18 protein-coding genes are annotated in these 17,641 nt (G+C 71.1%); 13 read left to right on the forward strand and 5 right to left on the reverse strand.

What is annotated here, in order from left to right:
* Window positions 1–47: 47 nt before the first annotated feature.
* The gene (locus K377_RS29590) at window positions 48–1,730 is read right to left on the reverse strand and encodes a hypothetical protein (RefSeq protein WP_146614771.1); all 1,683 of its coding nucleotides are present in this window, start codon (window positions 1,728–1,730) and stop codon (window positions 48–50) included.
* 111 nt (window positions 1,731–1,841) lie between these two features.
* Between K377_RS29590 and K377_RS29595 the strand changes: the two genes are divergently transcribed.
* The 3 genes from K377_RS29595 (at window position 1,842) to K377_RS29605 (ending at window position 4,367) form a co-directional block, all read left to right on the forward strand.
* Window positions 1,842–2,786, forward strand: a complete 945-nt coding sequence (locus K377_RS29595; RefSeq protein WP_111666626.1) for a hypothetical protein — start codon at window positions 1,842–1,844, stop codon at window positions 2,784–2,786.
* 120 nt (window positions 2,787–2,906) lie between these two features.
* Complete coding sequence (locus tag K377_RS29600) at window positions 2,907–3,611, forward strand: HAD family hydrolase (RefSeq protein WP_111666627.1); 705 nt, start codon at window positions 2,907–2,909, stop codon at window positions 3,609–3,611.
* Window positions 3,612–4,367 carry an SDR family NAD(P)-dependent oxidoreductase gene (locus tag K377_RS29605; RefSeq protein WP_111666628.1) on the forward strand — a complete coding sequence of 252 codons (756 nt, stop codon included), beginning with the start codon at window positions 3,612–3,614 and terminating at the stop codon, window positions 4,365–4,367.
* A 67-nt stretch (window positions 4,368–4,434) separates the two neighbouring features.
* Here K377_RS29605 and K377_RS29610 read toward each other — a convergent pair whose 3' ends face one another.
* The 4 genes from K377_RS29610 to K377_RS29625 form a co-directional block, all read right to left on the reverse strand.
* Window positions 4,435–5,595: an LLM class flavin-dependent oxidoreductase gene (locus K377_RS29610; protein WP_111666629.1), complete on the reverse strand. Its 1,161-nt coding sequence runs from the start codon at window positions 5,593–5,595 to the stop codon at window positions 4,435–4,437.
* Window positions 5,596–5,662: 67 nt separating this feature from the next.
* A complete protein-coding gene (locus tag K377_RS29615; protein WP_111666630.1) occupies window positions 5,663–6,268 on the reverse strand; it encodes an AAA family ATPase in 606 nt (201 codons plus the stop codon).
* Between the two features lie 88 nt (window positions 6,269–6,356).
* On the reverse strand, window positions 6,357–7,058 hold the full coding sequence (locus K377_RS29620) for an AAA family ATPase (RefSeq protein ID WP_111666631.1): 702 nt from the start codon (window positions 7,056–7,058) through the stop codon (window positions 6,357–6,359).
* A gap of 332 nt (window positions 7,059–7,390) precedes the next feature.
* Complete coding sequence (locus K377_RS29625; protein ID WP_237551940.1) at window positions 7,391–8,023, reverse strand: TetR family transcriptional regulator; 633 nt, start codon at window positions 8,021–8,023, stop codon at window positions 7,391–7,393.
* A 374-nt stretch (window positions 8,024–8,397) separates the two neighbouring features.
* Here K377_RS29625 and K377_RS29630 point away from each other — a divergent pair, with 374 nt between their 5' ends.
* The 10 genes from K377_RS29630 to K377_RS29675 all read left to right on the forward strand — a co-directional run bounded on the left by K377_RS29630 (window position 8,398) and on the right by K377_RS29675 (window position 17,641).
* Window positions 8,398–9,363 carry a helix-turn-helix domain-containing protein gene (locus tag K377_RS29630; RefSeq protein ID WP_237551941.1) on the forward strand — a complete coding sequence of 322 codons (966 nt, stop codon included), beginning with the start codon at window positions 8,398–8,400 and terminating at the stop codon, window positions 9,361–9,363.
* A 109-nt stretch (window positions 9,364–9,472) separates the two neighbouring features.
* Window positions 9,473–10,936 (forward strand): MFS transporter, encoded by a 1,464-nt coding sequence (locus K377_RS29635; RefSeq protein ID WP_111666633.1) that lies wholly within the window; start codon window positions 9,473–9,475, stop codon window positions 10,934–10,936.
* A 148-nt stretch (window positions 10,937–11,084) separates the two neighbouring features.
* A complete protein-coding gene (locus K377_RS29640) occupies window positions 11,085–11,933 on the forward strand; it encodes an MBL fold metallo-hydrolase (RefSeq protein ID WP_111666634.1) in 849 nt (282 codons plus the stop codon).
* A gap of 268 nt (window positions 11,934–12,201) precedes the next feature.
* Window positions 12,202–12,993 (forward strand): HAD family phosphatase, encoded by a 792-nt coding sequence (locus K377_RS29645; protein ID WP_111666635.1) that lies wholly within the window; start codon window positions 12,202–12,204, stop codon window positions 12,991–12,993.
* Window positions 12,990–14,336: a class I adenylate-forming enzyme family protein gene (locus tag K377_RS29650; RefSeq protein ID WP_111666636.1), complete on the forward strand. Its 1,347-nt coding sequence runs from the start codon at window positions 12,990–12,992 to the stop codon at window positions 14,334–14,336. Before K377_RS29645 ends, K377_RS29650 begins: the two co-directional genes overlap by 4 nt.
* Window positions 14,333–15,076 carry an SDR family NAD(P)-dependent oxidoreductase gene (locus K377_RS29655; RefSeq protein WP_111666637.1) on the forward strand — a complete coding sequence of 248 codons (744 nt, stop codon included), beginning with the start codon at window positions 14,333–14,335 and terminating at the stop codon, window positions 15,074–15,076. Before K377_RS29650 ends, K377_RS29655 begins: the two co-directional genes overlap by 4 nt.
* Entirely contained in the window at window positions 15,070–15,357 is a 288-nt protein-coding gene (locus tag K377_RS29660) for a phosphopantetheine-binding protein (protein ID WP_111666638.1), read from the forward strand. Before K377_RS29655 ends, K377_RS29660 begins: the two co-directional genes overlap by 7 nt.
* A 1-nt stretch (window position 15,358) precedes the next feature.
* Entirely contained in the window at window positions 15,359–16,390 is a 1,032-nt protein-coding gene (locus K377_RS29665; protein WP_258395162.1) for an AvrD family protein, read from the forward strand.
* Between the two features lie 104 nt (window positions 16,391–16,494).
* Entirely contained in the window at window positions 16,495–16,911 is a 417-nt protein-coding gene (locus tag K377_RS29670) for an acyl carrier protein (RefSeq protein ID WP_111666639.1), read from the forward strand.
* Entirely contained in the window at window positions 16,883–17,641 is a 759-nt protein-coding gene (locus K377_RS29675; protein WP_111666640.1) for a 4'-phosphopantetheinyl transferase superfamily protein, read from the forward strand. Before K377_RS29670 ends, K377_RS29675 begins: the two co-directional genes overlap by 29 nt.

Consider the following 17,641-nt stretch of genomic DNA (forward strand, 5'->3'; position numbering starts at 1 on the left):
TCGTTCATGTCGCCGCGTCGCCGCGGCCCCCTGCCCTTCACGAGGTCTCACCCCCCGGACAGGGACCTCCCCAGACCCAGTCCCACCGCCGAGGCCAGCACCCAGCCGACACCGATCAGCGCATAGCTCAACCACTGTGTGGCGCCCACCGGTTGGAAGGCGGAATCCTGCCCCAGGCTCACCAGCGGCAGCAGGAGGTCCAGTGTGTACGCCACCGCGTGGAAACGTGGCGCTTTCTCCGGTTCCAGTGCCGTCGGCGGCAATGTCCCGAAGACCGCGGTGCCCAGCACGACCAGGACGGCGAGCCAGCCCAGGGCCCGCCAGGGCCGGAACCCGTAGCCAACCGTCACCTGGAGCAGCCCCTCCCACAGCCGCGCCGCCCCGCGCAGGCCCGCACGATGACGCACCTGTGACGCGTAGCGGATCCGACGCGCGTCCAGTGGACGTCCCAACATCAGGTAGTACTGGGCGAGTTGGGCGTACGGCTGAGTGGCAGCCTCCGTCGAGGGGTCGCGGGCCAGCCAGGCCAGGCGCGCTGGAGCGGGCAGCAGAGGGTGCAGCGATGCGTACGTCAGTCCCGCTACGCCGGCCCGGTCCGGCCAGTGGACCGGACCGTCGAGGAGCACCCCGACCGTGCCCTGCGCGAGATCCAGGACGGCCACGCGATCCACGCGCAGATCCAGGGTGTCGCGCACGTGGATTCCGGTGGCGGACACCGAGCCGGACGCCACGTGCAGGCCCTCCAGGCCGACGTCCGAGGCCGACATCCGGTCCAGCCGCAGTGCGACCGAGCCGCCCGGGTGGCCGATCCGGGCCCCGGTCAGGTCGAGGCGCGTACGCAGCTCCGCGCCGGCCAGACGCACCTCGCCGCTCGCGGTGAACGGCGCGGAGCACCACACCGCGCCGCGCACGCTGGCCCCCGAGGCGCCGAAGGCGATCCCGTCGGGACGGTCCAGCCGGGCCCCGGACAGCTGGATGCCTCCTGCCACATCGGCGTTGAACATGCGCAGTCCGCCCTCCACCACGAGGCGCCGGGCCATCAGCCGGTCGCCCAGCACCGCACGGTCCAGGACCACCGCGTCCGCGCCCGGCACCCGTACCCGGGCGTCGGTCATCCGCACCGGCCCGGCGATCCGCGCCCCGCCCAACTGCACGACCCCCGAAGCCCGCAGGTCCGTCAGGTCCAGCACCCCGGTCACCATCAGCCCGGCCCCCGCCAGCGCCACCCCGTCCGCGCCAGGGCCCAGCACGCTCCCGGAGAGCACCACGTCCGTCTCGGCCCGTGCCCGCTCCAGTCGCACCCCGCCCGCGACCACGCAGCCGCGCAGTTCCAGCGGGCCCTGCGTCCGGACCCGGTCCGCGTCCACGGAGGGCACCGTGCAGCCCCGCAGGACCAGGCCCGGCAGGGCGGCGTCCCGGCACACCAGCGGCGCGTCGAACTCGCAGTCCTCGAAGTCGATCCGCAGCACTTCCGGTGCCAGACCGCCCCCGGTCAGGTCGAGACTTCCGGTCACCCGTGCTCCGCGCACCCGCAGCGCCCGGCCGCCCCCGGTCCCTCCAGAGCCCCGCAGGAGGGCGGCGAGCACGGCCGCGCGCACCGTGCGCGCGGCCCCGCCCGCCCCCGTCAGGTCGGCCTCCGCCCCCTCGGCGAAGGCCCGGTCCAGCATGTCCTCCGCCGGATACGAGCCGGGCGAAGTCCGTATCCCCGTTGCGGTGTTCGGGGTGTTCACAGGTGGATAGGCTCCGATCGGGCATGGGCGGGTCCGCATCCGCGGTCTCGTACCGGCAGTGCACCACCGGTCCGTCGCAGTCGTGTCGCACGGAAGGAACGAGCGCACCGCATGGCAGCAACCGAGGACACGGCCGTACGCGCCGTCGCCGCGCTCCTGCGCCGCTTCCTGACCGAGCGGCCCTCCTACCGGGACCGCTGGGAGCACCGCGGGCTGCGCCGTGCGGGCGGCCCGCTCAGCGCCTCGGCGATCGCCCGCGTTCTCGCCCTGCACCTGTGGGAGACAGGGGAACGCCCCGACAGCGAGACGGACTTGGCGCGCCGCCTGAAGGACCGCGTGCACCGGGCGTTGGCGGGCGAGGTGCTGAGCCGGCAGACGCTGGAGTGGTTCATCGGCGCGTTCGAGGTGAACGGCGCCGACGCGAGCGAACTGCGCGCCCTGTGGTCCGGCGCCGTCGCCACTCCGGGCGGCGAGGACGCGGACGGCACGGTGCGGCACACCCTGCGGCTGCCGCAGTACCTGCCGCTACGACAGCGCCACCGCACGGTCGCGGTGTTCGAGCGGCACATCATCGGTCCCGACGGCACACCGCTGCGCCACCGCACCACCCGCGCCGTGATGGCCTGCGAGGACGGCGTCACCGCGTTTCCCTGCCGGCTGCCCGAGGGCGCGGTCGGCGTCACGGTGCTGCGGGGCGCACAGGCCCGCCCCCTGCGCGAGTTCTCCGGCAGCACGCCCGTGGTCGAACTGGCCTTTCCGGCCCCCCTGGTGGCGGGCCAGATCGTCTCCCTGGAGTACGAGGTGGGCTACGCTCCGGGCCGGACACCGGCCACGGAGTACCGGCGTGTCGCCCACGCCCGCGCCGACAACGTCGACCTCGTCGTGGAGTTCGCGCCCTCGCGACGACCGGCCCGCCTGTGGTGGGCGACCTGGGACCACCACCGGGGTGGCGCCCCGCTCACCGAGACCCCCGTGTCCCTCTCGCCGGACGGCTCGGCCCACCACTTCGTCCCGGCCCTGGAGCACGCGGCAGCCGGATTCCGCTGGTCCTGGTGATCCGGCGGCGGATCGCCGGGCGACAACCGAGACAGGAGGCGGTAGACACGCGAGCCCGCCGCTCCATAACATAGAGAACGTTCTGAATGTTGGTGTGGATCCATTCATGGAGAGGCCTGTATGACGAACGCGCTTGGTTTTGCCCGCCTGCGGCTGGTGGCGTTGAACATCGACGGTGTTCTGCTCAACGACACCTTCAGCCCGGTCATCCACCGCTTCATCACCGGTCACGGTGGCGCCTACACGGCGGACGTGGAGCGAACCGTCTTCTCCCAGCCGCAGAAGATCGCGGGGGAGCGGATGGCGGAGGTCCTCGGAGGCGAACTGACCGGCCCGCAAGCCCTCGCCGCGTACTTCCGGGAGCGGGAGGAGTACCTGCGAGAGCACCCGGTCACCGTCCAGCCCGGAGCCGTCGAGCTGCTGACGAGGCTGCGCGCGACGGGGCTGCGAACCGTCTGCTACGGAGGCCTGGACAAGGGCCACTTCGACCGCTTCCTCGGAGAGCACGCCGCCCTGTTCGACGGGCCGGGCTATGTCTGCACCGATGCCATCCGCCCCGGCCTCCGCGAGATCACCGCCGACGTCTTCTCGCTCAAGCACGACCAGGCGCTGTTCGTCGACGACGTCGCGCGGGTGGCGGAGGCCGCGCGCACGCACGGCTTCCCGTTCGTCGGTTTCCCCACGTCGTTCGAGCACAGCTTCCAGGCGCACCTGATGAAGGACGCCGGTGTGCGTCATCTGATCGGGGGCCTCGACGACATCGACGAGGAGCTGTTGCGCACCATCGACGACGAGGCGGCCACCGGCACGCTGTGGGGGAACTGAATGCTGAACGGCAAGGTCGTGATGATCACGGGCGCCTCCAGCGGCATCGGCGCCGCGGCGGCCGAACTGTTCGCCGCCCAGGGAGCGGCCGTCGTGCTGATGGCCCGCCGCAAGGACAGACTCGCCGACCTGGCCGCCCGGATCCGCGCGGACGGCGGCCGGGCGCTGGACGTGACCGGGGACGTCTGCCGTGAGGAGGACGTCGAACGCGCCGTGCGCGAGGCGGTGGAGAACTTCGGCCGGCTCGACGCGGCGTTCAACAACGCCGGCTTCGCCACGGCCGGCGTCCCGCTGCACGAGATCGGCACCGACGTCTACGACCGCACGATGGAGGTGAACGTGCGCGGCGTCTGGAACTGTCTCGTGCAGCAGATCCCGGCGATGCTGGCCGGCGGTGGCGGCGCGGTGGTCAACACCTCGAGCGTCGCGGGCGTGGCCGCCACCGGCGCCTCCGCCGCCTATGTCGCCGCCAAGCACGCGGTGATCGGGATGACCAAGGCCGCCGCGGCCGACTACGGACAACAGGGGATACGGGTCAACGCGCTGATCGTCGGCGCGACCAGGACCGAGATGATGCAGCAGGTCATCACGGAACACCCGAGCCTGGAGCACGACTTCATGGCGGAGTCCGTGCAGCACAGGATGGCGGACCCGGTCGAGATCGCCCGGGCCGCCGCCTGGCTGTGCAGCGATCAGTCCTCCTTCGTCACGGGTGCGGCCGTCCCCGTCGACGGTGGCGCCACGGCCACCGCCTGACCGACAGAGTCCGTTCACGGTGTCGGCCCGGGCAGGAACCCCGCCCGGGCCGACACCGACGCGCGCTCTAGGAGTGGATGGACCGTCCCTCGCGCTCGGCCCGCTCACGCCTGGCCTGCGTGTGCGGGAAGACGTGACGGTTGTCGACGCTCCACTGGATCGACTCGTCACCCCGGGCGGTGCTGCCCGAGAAGCGGGGCGCGACCTGCTCGGCCAACAGCTCGTAACTCCGCTTCGTCTTCTCGAACGACGCCCAGTTCATGGCGTAGACGAGGAACGTGCCGAAGCCGCCCGTCTCCTCCTGCAGACGCTGGACGGCGGCTGCCGCGTCCTCGACGGACCCGACGATCGCCAGTCCCTTCTCGATGCCCGCCTCCAGCTCCTGGGAGCGCTTGACGCCCTCCATGCTCGTGGCGACGTCGAACCCCGCGGCCTTGCCCCAGTAGTCCCAGAGCCAGGTCGAGAAGCCCTCCCGGACGTCGCGGTAGGCCTCCTCGCGGGTCTCGGCGATGTACATCGGAGCCACCACACGCCACGTGGCACGGTCCATCGTGTTGCCGTGCTCCTCGGCCGACTCCTCCGCGTAGCGCCACTGCTGCGCGAGGTCGACGGCCGGCGCGCCGGGCGGGGGAGCGCCCCAGGAGACCAGGCTCAGGCCGAACTGGCCCGCCACCTTGGGGCTGTTGGCCGACCCGATGCTGGAGATCGCCATCTCGATGCCCGGCTTGCTGTAGCGGGGCAGCTGCATCTTGGCGTCCTGCAGCACGAACCAGTCGCTCTTGGCGCTGACCCGCTCCTCGCCGTTGACCAGCTCCTGGACCGCGGGGATCGCCTCGCTCGCCATCCGCTTGAGCTCGTCCTGGTCGACGCCGAACTGGTGGGCGTCGTTGGGCGTGGCGCCCGGCCCCACACCGAGGATGTAGCGGCCGCGCGACAGGTGGTCGAGCATGATCGCCCGGCTCGCGACGTTGTACGGGTGGTGGAAAGGCAGCGGAACGACGCCGTTGGCCAGCTTGATCTGGCGGGTCCGCTCGGCGGCGGCCGCGATGAAGGTCTCCGGCGCGCCGATCGTCGGCCAGGCGAGGGAGTGGTGCTCGCCGAACCAGCACTCGTCGTAGTTCAACTCATCGAGGTGCTCCACCAGTTGCAGATCGCGGCGGATGGTCAGGTGCGGGTCCTGGCCGGGCGCGTGCAACGGTGAGAGGAACGCTCCGATTCCGGTGTGCAAGGTGTCTCCTCGGCTTGGGCGGGGGCGATCAGGGCGGAACGGGGGTGACGCCGTGTCGGGGGAGGGCTCAGGCGTGGCCGGAGACGCCCGGGATGGCGAGGATCTGGTCCAGGCGCTCCTCGACGGTGCCGGTGACGACGTGCACCGGTATGTCGAGCGTCTTGAGGATGTCGAGCATGAGCTCGTCCGACAGGGTGCGGAAGCTCTCGCTGATCGGGTCGACGCCCTGCGGCAGCGGGAACTCGACGGGGCAGTGGACGAACACGTCGTAGCCGGTACGGGCGTGCTCCTTGGCGAGCAGGCCCAGCTGGTCCACGACCTCCTCGAAGAGGAGCGTGCGCGGCTCGCGCACCGCGCCGGCCAGGGTGTCGGTCGGCTCGGGGAAGCGGCCGACGGCCAGACGGACCTTGCTGTACACCCACTCGTGCAGCACGGAGCCGTCCGAGAGGAAGCCCTCGGGGTGCGCGGCCTCCTCCACGGCCCGCTCGGTGAAGCGGCGTACGGCGAGCTGGACCAGCTCCGGCTCGTTCGTCTCCTCCAGCGCCTTGGGCGTGCCGCCGGCCGGGTCGCGCATGGCGCTGCCGTGGGTGCGCGCGAGGCCGAGCTTCTCGGACAGTTCGGTGGTGAGCGTCGTCTTGCCGTTGCCGTACGCGCCGACGAAAGCGATGCGCATGTGTACCTCTCAGGAGTCGTGATCGAAGCCGTGATCGAAGTCGAAGTCGATGAGGGGGTGCGGGCACAGCGCCCGCGGGAACGAACCGTCAGGCGGCGTCGGCCATGCGCTCCAGCTCGTTGCGGGTGTCGAGCTGCGCGTACTCCTCCTCGGCGCGGGCGATGGCCTGCTCGATGGTCATCACCTGCGGGAAGTCGAAGATCTCGACGATCCTCGCCAGCCGCTCCGGGATCGTGCCGCCGACGATGTGCACCGGGATCTCCAGCTCGTCCAGGGTCTCCAGGAGCAGCTGCTCGGCGAGCTGGCGGAAGCGCTCGTTCACCGGGCGGTGACCGTCCTCGACGATCGGGAACTCGATGGACAGGTGGACGAACGCGTCGTAGTTGCTCTTGGTGTGCTGCTTCGCCGGTATCGCTATCTGCTTCATGACCTCGGCGTAGAACCGGACATCGTCCGGCATCTCGACGTTGTCGAGGTCCACGGACTCGTTCGGGTTGATGCCGACCTTGACCCGGACGTTGGCGTACGACCACTCGTGCAGGGCGGAGCCGTCGGAGATGTAGCCGTTCGGCAGGTGGCTCTCGGCGACCGCCCGTCCCTGGATGCGCCGCGTGATCAGCATGATCAGCTCGGCGCCGTTGCACTCCTCGAGCGTCTTCCCCGGGAGGGAGATGGGCAGCAGCTCGCGCATGGTGGGGGCCGAGGTGCGCGGGATCCCGGTCAGGTGGGCGATCGCCATGCTGGTGATCGTCTTGCCGACGGAGTAGGTACCGGAGATGGACAGGTTCACTGATGCTCCCGTTGGAGTCGTGAGGGGCGGAACGAGGAAAGCGGGGCGAGGCGGGGCGGGGAACAGGCCGTCCGTGCGAAGGACGGCGCACCGTGTGTTCGGCCCTCGGGGCCCACGTGAGAAGCATGGCAACGGCCCACGGAGGTGCCCAGACTCCGGATCCAACAGTGTTGGCGGGCCAGCCGTCGCGCACACCATTGCCCGCACCAACAGCGTCCGGAACAAGCGGAGTCGGGCCGCTTGTGCGACGGTCCGCAAAAACGCGAAGCGGCGCCGGCCGCGGTCGTCACGCTGGACGACCGCGGCCGACGCCGCTCCGGGTGCCTCGATTCCTACGGGCGCGGTGTGAACGCCGGATCGCGCTCCGCCAGTCCGTTGAGGACCAGGTCCCACACGTCGGCCAGCGCGTCCACGGACGCCGAACCGGTGCCGGGCAGAGCCGAATCCTCCAGGCCGGAGACGAGATGCCGGGTCAGCGTCGCCACGGTGTCCGAGGTCACTCCGGGCTTGAACTCGCTGTCGCCACGGGCCTGTTCGATCAGCCGGCGCACGCTGGGCAGCCAGCTGTCGCGCCAGTCCTCCGGTCCCGCGATGCGCTCACGGGTCAGGCGCGCGGACGCGCGGACCGTGGCCTCCGTCGCCAGGAGCTCGCCCAGGGTCAGCGTGATCCGCACGATGCGCGGCAGCGCGGGCTCGGTTCCGGCCTCCGGCGCGTCCGGCCCGTGCGGTGCGGCGATGCGCAGGACGGCCTCCCGGGCGAGGGCCGCACCGTCGGCGTGGATCGCGTGGGCCAGGTCCATCTTCGTGGGGAAGTGGAACGTCAGGGCTCCCATGGTCACGCCGGCCGCCTTGCTGATGCGCTGCAGGGACGAGCCGTCGTAGCCGAACCGCGAGATCTCCACGGCGGCTGCCTGGAGCAGACGCTTGCGTGTGCGCTCGGCTCGTTGCTGGCTCGCCATCATCATCTGTCTCCTTCGAGCCACGGGGTTCGGCCGTGAGTCCGCCCGCCCCTCTAAAAACCAATCGATCTCTATGATTATTCAGCCTTGAGGCGACGGTGCAAGCCTCGGCGCGGGTGGTGTCCGGATCTGAACAGAGTGAAAACTCTGCTTTAAGGCGCGGTCTTGAGTCCGTCGTGGCCGTTCAATTGGGGCATAAATACCCAAAGAGTTCACCGCGGGTCACGAAACACGCCAAGCTCCTCCGTGAAGCTTAGGTAAAAACGTAACGATCCCTCTGTTTGGAGTAGAGAAAAAAAAGATCGATCGCTATCTTGGTGGTGAAGCACCGCGCCGTGACCGGGCGGGTGCCAGTTGATTCGCGGAGGAGGACGGCCACGATGACTGCCACGGGATCGTCGGCAACCCGTGTCGCGTTGTTGATGCGCGACGCGGGGCGCCTGGAAGCCGGCAGGGATTCCCGCCGGAGGGGGGTCCAGGACGTCGCACCACCCAGGCCCTCCACCCTGAAGTTCGCCGAGCTTGGCAGCTTTCTCGCCGCGCGACGGGCCGAGGTGACCCCGGAGCAGGTGGGGCTGCCCGGCGGGGGATCGCGCAGGCTGACCGGGCTGCGCCGCGAGGAGGTGGCGATGCTCGCGGGCATCGGCGCCTCCTGGTACGCGTGGATCGAGCAGGGGAGAGCGAAGAACGTCTCCCTGGAGATCCTGGAGGCCATCGCGCACGTGCTGCGCCTCAACGAGGTGGAGTGCCTGCACATGATGCGGCTCGCGGGATACGCCGTTCCGCGCAGGCCGCGCAACCCGGTGGACGACGACCGGCGCCTCGCGATGCGGGTCGTCGACAGCTTCCTGTCCAAGCCGGCCTATTTCATGGACCGTTACTGGGACGTCCTGGCGGCCAACTCCCTCGCGACGCGGCTGCTGGGCTTCGAGGGAGCGAACCACAACTACCTGGAGTCCCTCTTCCTCGACCCGCGCGCCCCCGACCGGTTCGCCGACTGGGAGCGGGTCGCGGACGAGGCGGTGGCGCGGTTCCGCACACAGAGCGGCGAATACCTCGGCGACCCGAGGCTGGCCGCGCTCACCCAGCACCTGCGCGAGGGCAGCGCCGTCTTCGCGGATCTGTGGGAGCGGCACCGCTTCGGTGACGGGACCCAGGTCACGCAGGTGCTGACCCACCCCGGCCTCGGGCAGGTCAGCCTGTCCCACATCTGTCTCGACTTCGCGGCACGCCCCGGACTCCAGCTCATCCTGCTGGATCCGCAGTCCGGCGCGGTGGCGGACCGCCTGGCGCGGTGGGCACAGGACGCTCCGCTGCCGGAGGCCGGGGTCCGTGTGCCGGCCTGACCGGTCCCGGGCCGTCGCCCGCCGCGGCAGTTCCCACCCTTTTCCCAACTGGCCTTATCGCTCAGCACTTTACGCCGAAACCCGAATACCCAGAGAGGTACACAGACCCATGACCGCATCGGGTACCACCCGCCGCCCAGGCCTGATCCTGGCCGCGCTGGCACTGGCCCAGCTGATCATCGCGCTGGACTACAGCATCGTGTTCGTCGCGCTGCCGGACATCGGCGAGGGGGTGGGCTTCTCGGGACAGCAGTTGCAGTGGGTCATCGGTGCCTACGCCGTCGCCTTCGGTGGCTTCCTGCTGCTCGGCGGCCGCCTGGCCGACCTGCTCGGGCGCCGGCGCATGTTCCTGACCGGACTCTCCCTCTATGCGATCGCCTCCGTCGTCGGCGGCCTGGCCGACGGACCCGGCCCGCTCGTGGCCGCCCGCGCCGTGCAGGGCATCGGCGGAGCCCTCCTTGCTCCGGCCACCCTCTCCCTGCTCACGACCACCTTCGCGGAGGGTCGCGAGCGCAACCGGGCCCTGGGCATCTGGGGCGCGACCGGCAGCAGCGGCATGGTCGTCGGCTCCCTGCTGGGCGGCGTGCTGACCCAGGCGTTCGGCTGGGAGGCGGTCTTCTACGTGAACGTGCCGCTGGCCCTCGGAGTCGGTCTGCTCGGTGCGCGTGTGCTGCCCGCCGACGCCACGGCCGAGCGCCGCCAGGGCTTCGACCTGCCCGGCGGCGTCTCCGTGACCCTCGGGGCGCTGCTCCTGGTCTTCGGTCTCGTCCAGGGCCCCGACGCCGGCTGGGCCGCGCCCGTCACGCTGATCAGCTTCGTCGCCGCCGCGGCGCTGATCGTGGCCTTCGTCGTCATCGAGTCGCGCACCGCCGACCCGCTGGTGCCGCTGAAGGTCTTCTCGTACAAGAGCCTGCGGCTCGGCTCGATGATCACTTTCATGTTCATGGCCACCTTCGGAGCCAGCGCCTACTTCCTCACCCTCGCGCTGCAGACGGTCCGCGACTGGAGCGCCCTCGCCACCGGCCTGGCGTTCATCCTGCCGTGCGCCTGCATCCTGGTCGGCTCCGTGGTCGGCGGCAAGCTGTCCACGGCCTTCGGCGTCCGCGGCACGCTCGTCATCGGCCTGGTGATCGGCGCGGTCGGCACGGCGCTGTTCGCCGCCTTCCTGGATTCCGGCTCGACGTACCTCCAGATGGCCCCCGGCATCGTCGTCTTCAGCCTGGCGCAGGGCGTCATCTGGACCGCCATGTTCTCGGCGGCCACCGCCGGGGTCGAGGAGGGGCTCCAGGGCCTCGCCTCCGGTCTCGCCACGAGCGGGCAGCAGGTCGGCGCCGCCGTCGGCCTCGCCGTCCTCGTCGCCGTCTCCAACGCGGTGACCGGATCCGACCCCGCCCCGGCCGAGCTGTCCGACGGCCTCCAGGCCGCCACGTACACCTCCGCCGTGCTCATCCTGCTCACCGTCGGCCTCGCCCTGGCGCTGAGCAAGCAGCCCAAGGCGGCGGCCGCGGACACCTCGCAGGTGGTGGCGAGCAGCCTCCCCGCGGAGCCGACCGTGCCGGTCCAGAACGCCTGATCAACATCTGACGCTCCATCAAGTCCCCGTGCGTGCGGCACACAGCGCCACGCTCGCGCACGCGGACGGCCGAGGCCCGGTGTCGAACCCGTCGACACCGGGCCTCGCGCGTGCACCCGCCCCACCTCCCTCCAGCGAAAGAGACGCGATGACCCACCACGACGCACCGTCCGCCACCGACAGCCACGTCAGGTCGCTCCGGCTCGGCGAGCACACCGTCACCGTCCTCACGGACGGCGGTGTCCAACTGCACCCCCTGCACTGGTTTCCCGACTCCGCACCGGACGACTGGAGCGCCCCGGACGCCTCCCCGCTGGACTCCACCGGACACCTCGCCGCCCCCATCACCGCCCTGCTCGTCGAGCACCGCGACCGGGCCCTGCTCATCGACACCGGGTACGGCGCGCACAGCGTGGCCGCCGAGGACACCGTCGCCACCATCGGAGGCCTGTACGGAGGACGGCTCCCGGCCGAACTCGCCCGCCACGGACGCGAGGGCGCGGACATCGACACGGTCGCCTTCACGCATCTCCACGACGACCACGTCGGATGGGCCTTCGGCGCCGGGCCCGACGCGCCACGCCTCTTCCCCCGGGCCGCGTTCGTGGCATCGGCCGCCGAGTGGAAGGGACAGGAGCAGCGGGCGGGCGAGGCGGCGACGCGAGCCGTGGCCACCGGCGACGAGGTCTTCCCCGGAGTCCGCGCCTGGGCCGCTCCCGGGCACACCGGCGGGCACACCGCCTACGTGATCTCGGGCGGCGGACGCCGGCTGATCGCCTTCGGCGACGTCTTCCACGTCCCGGACCAGTTCGCCCGTCCCGACTGGACCTGCGCGATGGACGCCGACCCGCGGCAGGCGGTGCGGACCCGGCACGCGATGACGGCCGAACTGACCCGGCCCGACACGCTCGCCTTCGCCACCCACTTCGCCGCGGGACCGCTCGGACGGGTCCGGACCCGGCGCGGTGTCCCGTACTGGGACGCCCTGGAGGCGTAGCAGACCGCCCGGCGCTCAGCGTGTTGGTGTGAATGGCAGTTTGCCTGGCGGTGGCGTCGCGGAAGCCGGTGACATTGAAGTCTGGGGAACCGGAAAACCCGCTGCGATGATTCACAGCGTGGACCAGAACTTCTATTCGAAGTTCACAGCGGAATCCGGATCCGCCTTTGTCGGCCGGTGGCCGTGCTTCCACCGATCCGCCGCCGACGAATGACGCGGGAATCCGTCATGTCGTTCTCCCGGCCAGGCCACAGGAGGTACCAGACAGATGAGACGGGTGAAAGTCGCCTTCTTCGACGTGGATCACACCCTGACCACCTCGGGAAGCATGTCCCGGTTACTGGCCTATTACCACGCGGCCCTGGGCCACCCGCGCCGGGAATTCGACGACCGGATGTGCGAACTCAAGGCCATGACGGCCGTCGGATGCCCGCGCGAGGCGGTCAACCGCGCCTATTACGCCGGTCTGGAGGGCCTCGACGCGGAGGTCATGGCCGCGATGGCCGGCGCCTGGTTCGACGCGGAACGCGCCACCGGCGGCTTCTACCACGAGCCCGCCGTCGCCGAACTGCGCCGGCACCGGGAACACGGCGCGCACGTCGTCCTCGTCTCCGGTTCCTTCCCCGCCCCGCTGCGCCTCATCGCCGCCGACCTCGGCGCGGACGAGCTCCTGTGCACGGTGCCGCGCGTCGAACGCGGCCGGTACACGGGGGAGTTGGACGGGCCGCCGATGATCGGGACCGCCAAGGCGGACGCCGCGCTGAAGGTCCTCCTGCAGCGCGGCGTCCCGGCCCGTGACTCGATCGCGTACGGGGACCACGTCTCGGACCTGCCGCTCCTGAGAGCGGCCGGTTCCGGCGTCGTCGTCGGCGGGAACCACCGGCTGCGCACCCTGGCGGGCGCCGAGGGCTGGACCCTGCTGCCCGGCACCCCGCCCGCACCGGACCTCCGCCTCCCGGCCTGGTCCGCCCCGGCCCGGTCCGCCCCCTGGACGGCGCGCGGCCGCACCGCACAGCCCTTTGTCACCTCATCCCGCTATGACATGTCGGAGAGCGCATGACTGCCTGGTTCTTTCAACGACTGGAAACCTTCGGGGACGCCGACGCCATCGTCTTCGAAGGCCGCACGCACAGCTACCGGCACGTACTCGACCTCGCCGCCCGGTGGGGCGAACTCCTCGACACGCACGGCATCCGCTCCGGCGACGTCGTCGCGCTGGAGGGGCCCAGCAGCGTCGAGGCGTGCGCTGGACTGCTCGCCCTGATCGCCCGCGGAGCCGTCGCCGTGCCCCTGGCCCCGCTGCCCGCCGCCAAGCGGACGGAGTTCCTCGACGTCGCCGAGGTCGAGACGGTCGTGACCCTCGGCGGGTCCGCCGCCGAGCACCGCGTCGAGCGCACCGGACGACGTGCCGTGCACCCCCTCTACGAGCGCCTGCGCGCCGCGGCCACCCCCGGTCTGGTGCTGTTCAGTTCGGGCACCACCGGGCGCAGCAAGGCCACCGTCCTCGACCTGGCGAAGATGCTGGGCAAGTACCGCGAGATCCGCAGGGCGCAGCGCACCCTCGGCTTCCTCAGCCTCGACCACATCGGCGGCATCAACACCCTGCTGCACACGCTCAGCCAGGGCGGCGCGCTGGTCACCATCGCCGAGCGCACCCCGGCCACGGTCTGCGCCGCCGTCGCCGCCCACCGCATCCAGGTCCTGCCCACCACGCCGACGTTCCTCAACATGCTGCTGATCTCGGGGGCGTACGCCGACCACGACCTCGACTCCCTGCGGCTCATCACGTACGGCACGGAACCCATGCCGCTCGGCGTCCTGCGCAAGCTTCACGAGGCACTGCCCGACGTACGCCTGAAGCAGACCTACGGCCTGTCCGAACTCGGCATCCTGGCCACCAAGTCGCGCGGTGACGACAGCCTCTGGGTCAAGCTCGGCGGCGCCGGATTCGACTACGACGTCCGCGACGGCATCCTGTGGATCCGCTCCGACATCGCCATGTTGGGCTACCTCAACGCGCCCGCGCCCTTCGACGACCGGGGCTACTTCAACACACAGGACGCCGTCGAGGTCGACGGCGACTACGTCCGCATCCTCGGCCGGAAGTCGGAGATCATCAACGTCGCGGGGGAGAAGGTCTACCCGGGCGAGGTGGAGAACGTCCTGCTGGAGATGGACATCGTCGCCGACGCCACGGTCTCCGGCCGCAGCAGCCACATCACCGGCCAGGTCGTCCAGGCCGTCGTGAAGCTGACCCGCCCGGCCGACCCCAAGGACGTGGCCCGCCAGGTGCGCCGCCACTGCTCCGAGCGGCTCGAGGCCTACAAGGTGCCGCTCCTCGTCGAGGTGTCGCAGGACGACCACCACTCCGAACGCTTCAAGAAGATCAGGGCCGCGGTATGAGCACCCCGACCCCGGCCCGCAGGGCGGCACTCGTCAGCGGCGGCACCAAAGGACTCGGCAGGGTCCTGGTCGAACGGCTGCTCGCCGACGGCTGGTCCGTGTCGACGTTCAGCCGGACGTCCAACGACTTCGTCACCGAGACGACGGACAAGTACCAGGACGCGTTCCACTGGGAGTCCGTCGATCTCGCCGACTCCCAGGGCCTGCGCTCCTTCGCGCGCGACACCGGCAAGCGGTTCGGGCGGCTCGACCTCCTCATCAACAACGCCGGCGTGCTTCACCAGGAACTCTTCCTCACCGCAGCCCCCGGCCGGATGGAGGACCTGATCCGCGTCAACCTCCTCGCCCCGCTGCACCTCTCCCAGGCCTGCGCCCGGCTCATGGTGCGCGGCGGCGGCGGAAGCATCGTCAACATCTCGTCCATCAACGCCGTACGGGGATACCGGGGCGTCGCCGTCTACGCCGCGGCCAAGGCCGGCCTCGAAGGTCTCGGCCGCAGCATGGCACGCGAGCTGGGGCCCCAGGGCGTACGGGTCAACACCCTCACGCCCGGCTTCTTCGACAGCGACATGACCGCGGAGGTCACGTCGGCGAACCGCGAGAAGATCCAGCGGCGCACGCCGCTGGGACGACTGGGGACGGTGGACGAGATCGCCGACGCGGTCCTCTTCCTCGCGACCCCCTCATCACGCTTCATCACCGGACAGACCATGGTCATCGACGGAGGCATCACATGCTGAACGACACCCAAACCACGGACAGCGCCGTGCAGCGGACCGTCCTGCGCGAGATCGACAACGTTCTGCTCAACGACGACGGCGCCATCGAGTACAACCTGGACGACCCGCTGCTGACGGCCGGCCTCAACTCGCTGCTGCTGGCCCAGCTGCTGCTGGAGCTGGAGGCCGAACTCGGCGTCGACCCCTTCTCCGGCGACCGGTCCATCACCGACGTGCGCACCGTCCGCGAGCTCGTCGCCGCCTACGAGGACTCGATACGTACCGCAGGGGCGGGTGTGTGACGTGACCACCAGCATCGATCGGCACCTCCTGCTGCCGTCCATCGACGACTATCTCGGCCCCGGTGAGACGCGGTTCTTCTCCCGCGGCTACCAGCGCGCCGAGTACCGCGTCGGCGACCTCGTCGTCGCTCCGGTCGACGCCCCGGACGCCGGGGTGCGGGGCACCGTCGACGTCTCCTATCCGGCCGACTGGTCCCGCAAGAAGGACGGCACGGACCTGCGGCCGCACCTCAGCACGGTCGACGCCCTCGTCCTGGGCGTCCAGCTCGCCGAGCTCCACCTGACGTACGGGTACGGTCTGGACGCCGCGGCCCGCCGCCGCATGCGCCTGGTCAAGGTCGTGCTGCGGGCGGGCGGCGCTCCCCAGGAGGAGCTGGCGGACATTCCGCTGGCCGCCCGCCTGGTGCGGACCACGGCGATGTCCGACCGGGAGGGCCGCTTCCGGTCCGTGCACAACTGCACCGTCGGCAACCTGCAGGTCCGCTGCGAGATCGAGCACGACATCAGCGTCCGCGCCGTGCGGGAGGCCCGGTTCGACGGCCTGGAGGACGCGCTCGGCCCGGACCGGGACCGGTTCTGGGGCGGCGGCTTCAAGCACCGGCGGCACCACATCCGTGAGGTCGGCATCGATCTGGGGGAGTTCACCGCCCGCGCCGACGTCACGTTCGACCCGGAGACCGAGCCCGCCCCCGACGGCATCGAGGGCGACCGGCGATCCGCCGTCTCCCTCATCGACGCGTTCGTGGTCAATCTCCAGCTGGCCCAGGTGCTCCTGTACGAACTGGACTCGATCAGCCGGTCCGAGAGCAACACGCTGTGGATGATGCAGACCGTTCTCGAGGCCCCGCCCGAGCAGCCGCTCCGCACCGGCCCCGACACCCATGCCGCGCGGGCCACGCTCAGCAGCCGGCGGCTGCTGCCGCTGCGCGGCGGACTGTGGCGCAGCGTCGAGATCACGGGGGAGCTCGCCGGCGTCCAGCTGCGGTGCGGCTTCGCCCACGAACTCCCGCCGAGCGCCGTCGTCGCGGACTGAGACGACGGCCCTCCCCGACACGACCGGTGGCGCGCCCGCCAACCCCCCGGCGCACGGCGCGCCACCGGCCGTCCCCCGACCGACCGTGACCGACAGAGAGACACATGACAGTGGATCAGGCCGTACTCGACTGGTTCTCCCTCAGCCCGTCGGCGGAGACCCGGCCTCAGGAACCCGAACCCCGGCCGACTCAGGCCGCGCCGCCCTCCTCCTGGCCAGTGCACCCCGCCGAGCGGGAGCGACTCCTGGAGGACCTCGTCCGCCAGGAGATCGGCCACGTACTCGACTGCCCGCCGACGGCCGTCGACCGGCACCAGACCCTGACCGATCTGGGCGTCGGCTCGATGATCGGCCTGGAGCTCCAGCGGCGGCTCGCCGCCGCTCTCGCGGTCGAGCCCGAACTGACCTTCATCCTGCGGGCCCCCGACACCGGAACGCTCGCCCGCTACCTCGACCGACTCCTCACTCCATCCAAGGCAGGGACTGAACAGCGTGACATTGCCGATCCCGCCGCAAAGTAGCGCGGACCTGTGGATCCTGCGCCAGCCGCCGCTCGGCAGCTGCACGGGTGAACTGGACCTCACCGAACTCGACGCGGCCGAACAGAGCCGGGCCGGGACGTGCCGGCGCGAGGCGGGCCGGCTGCTCTACAGCAGCGCGCACGTGGCCCTGCGCCGCCTGCTCAGCGCCTACCTGGGCACCGATCCGCGCAGCCTGCGGATGGGCCGGGAGCCCTGCCCGTGCTGCGACGAGCCGCACGGCAGGCCGATCCTCGCGTCGCCCGACACCCCCCTGCACTTCTCCCTCTCCCACAGCAACGGCATGGCCCTCATCGGCATCTCGACCGCCCCGATCGGCGTCGACGTGGAGAAGGTCCCCACGGCCAAGACGGTCAGCGTCTGCACCCCCGCCCTGCACCCGGACGAACAGCGCGAGCTGGCGACCGGACCCGGGGAAGCCGTCGGGTTCGGACAGTTGTGGACGCGCAAGGAGGCCTATCTGAAGGGCCTGGGCACCGGACTCGGCCGCCCCCTGGCCGCCGACTACCTCGGCGCCGATCCGGCGCTGCGGCCCGACGGCTGGGAGGTCGTCGACGTGCCCTGCGGTCCGCAGCACGTCGCGGCCGCCGCGCTGCGCGGCACCGAGGGGGCCCGGGTGCGGGTGCACTGGCTGGCCATGGAGTCCCTGTACAAGGACAACCCGGTGCCGCTCGACCAGCGGCGCTCCCTCCTCGCCGAACTGGTCGCCTGA

This window comes from Streptomyces sp. PsTaAH-137 (genome assembly GCF_003259365.1).
Taxonomy (GTDB): Bacteria; Actinomycetota; Actinomycetes; order Streptomycetales; family Streptomycetaceae; genus Streptomyces.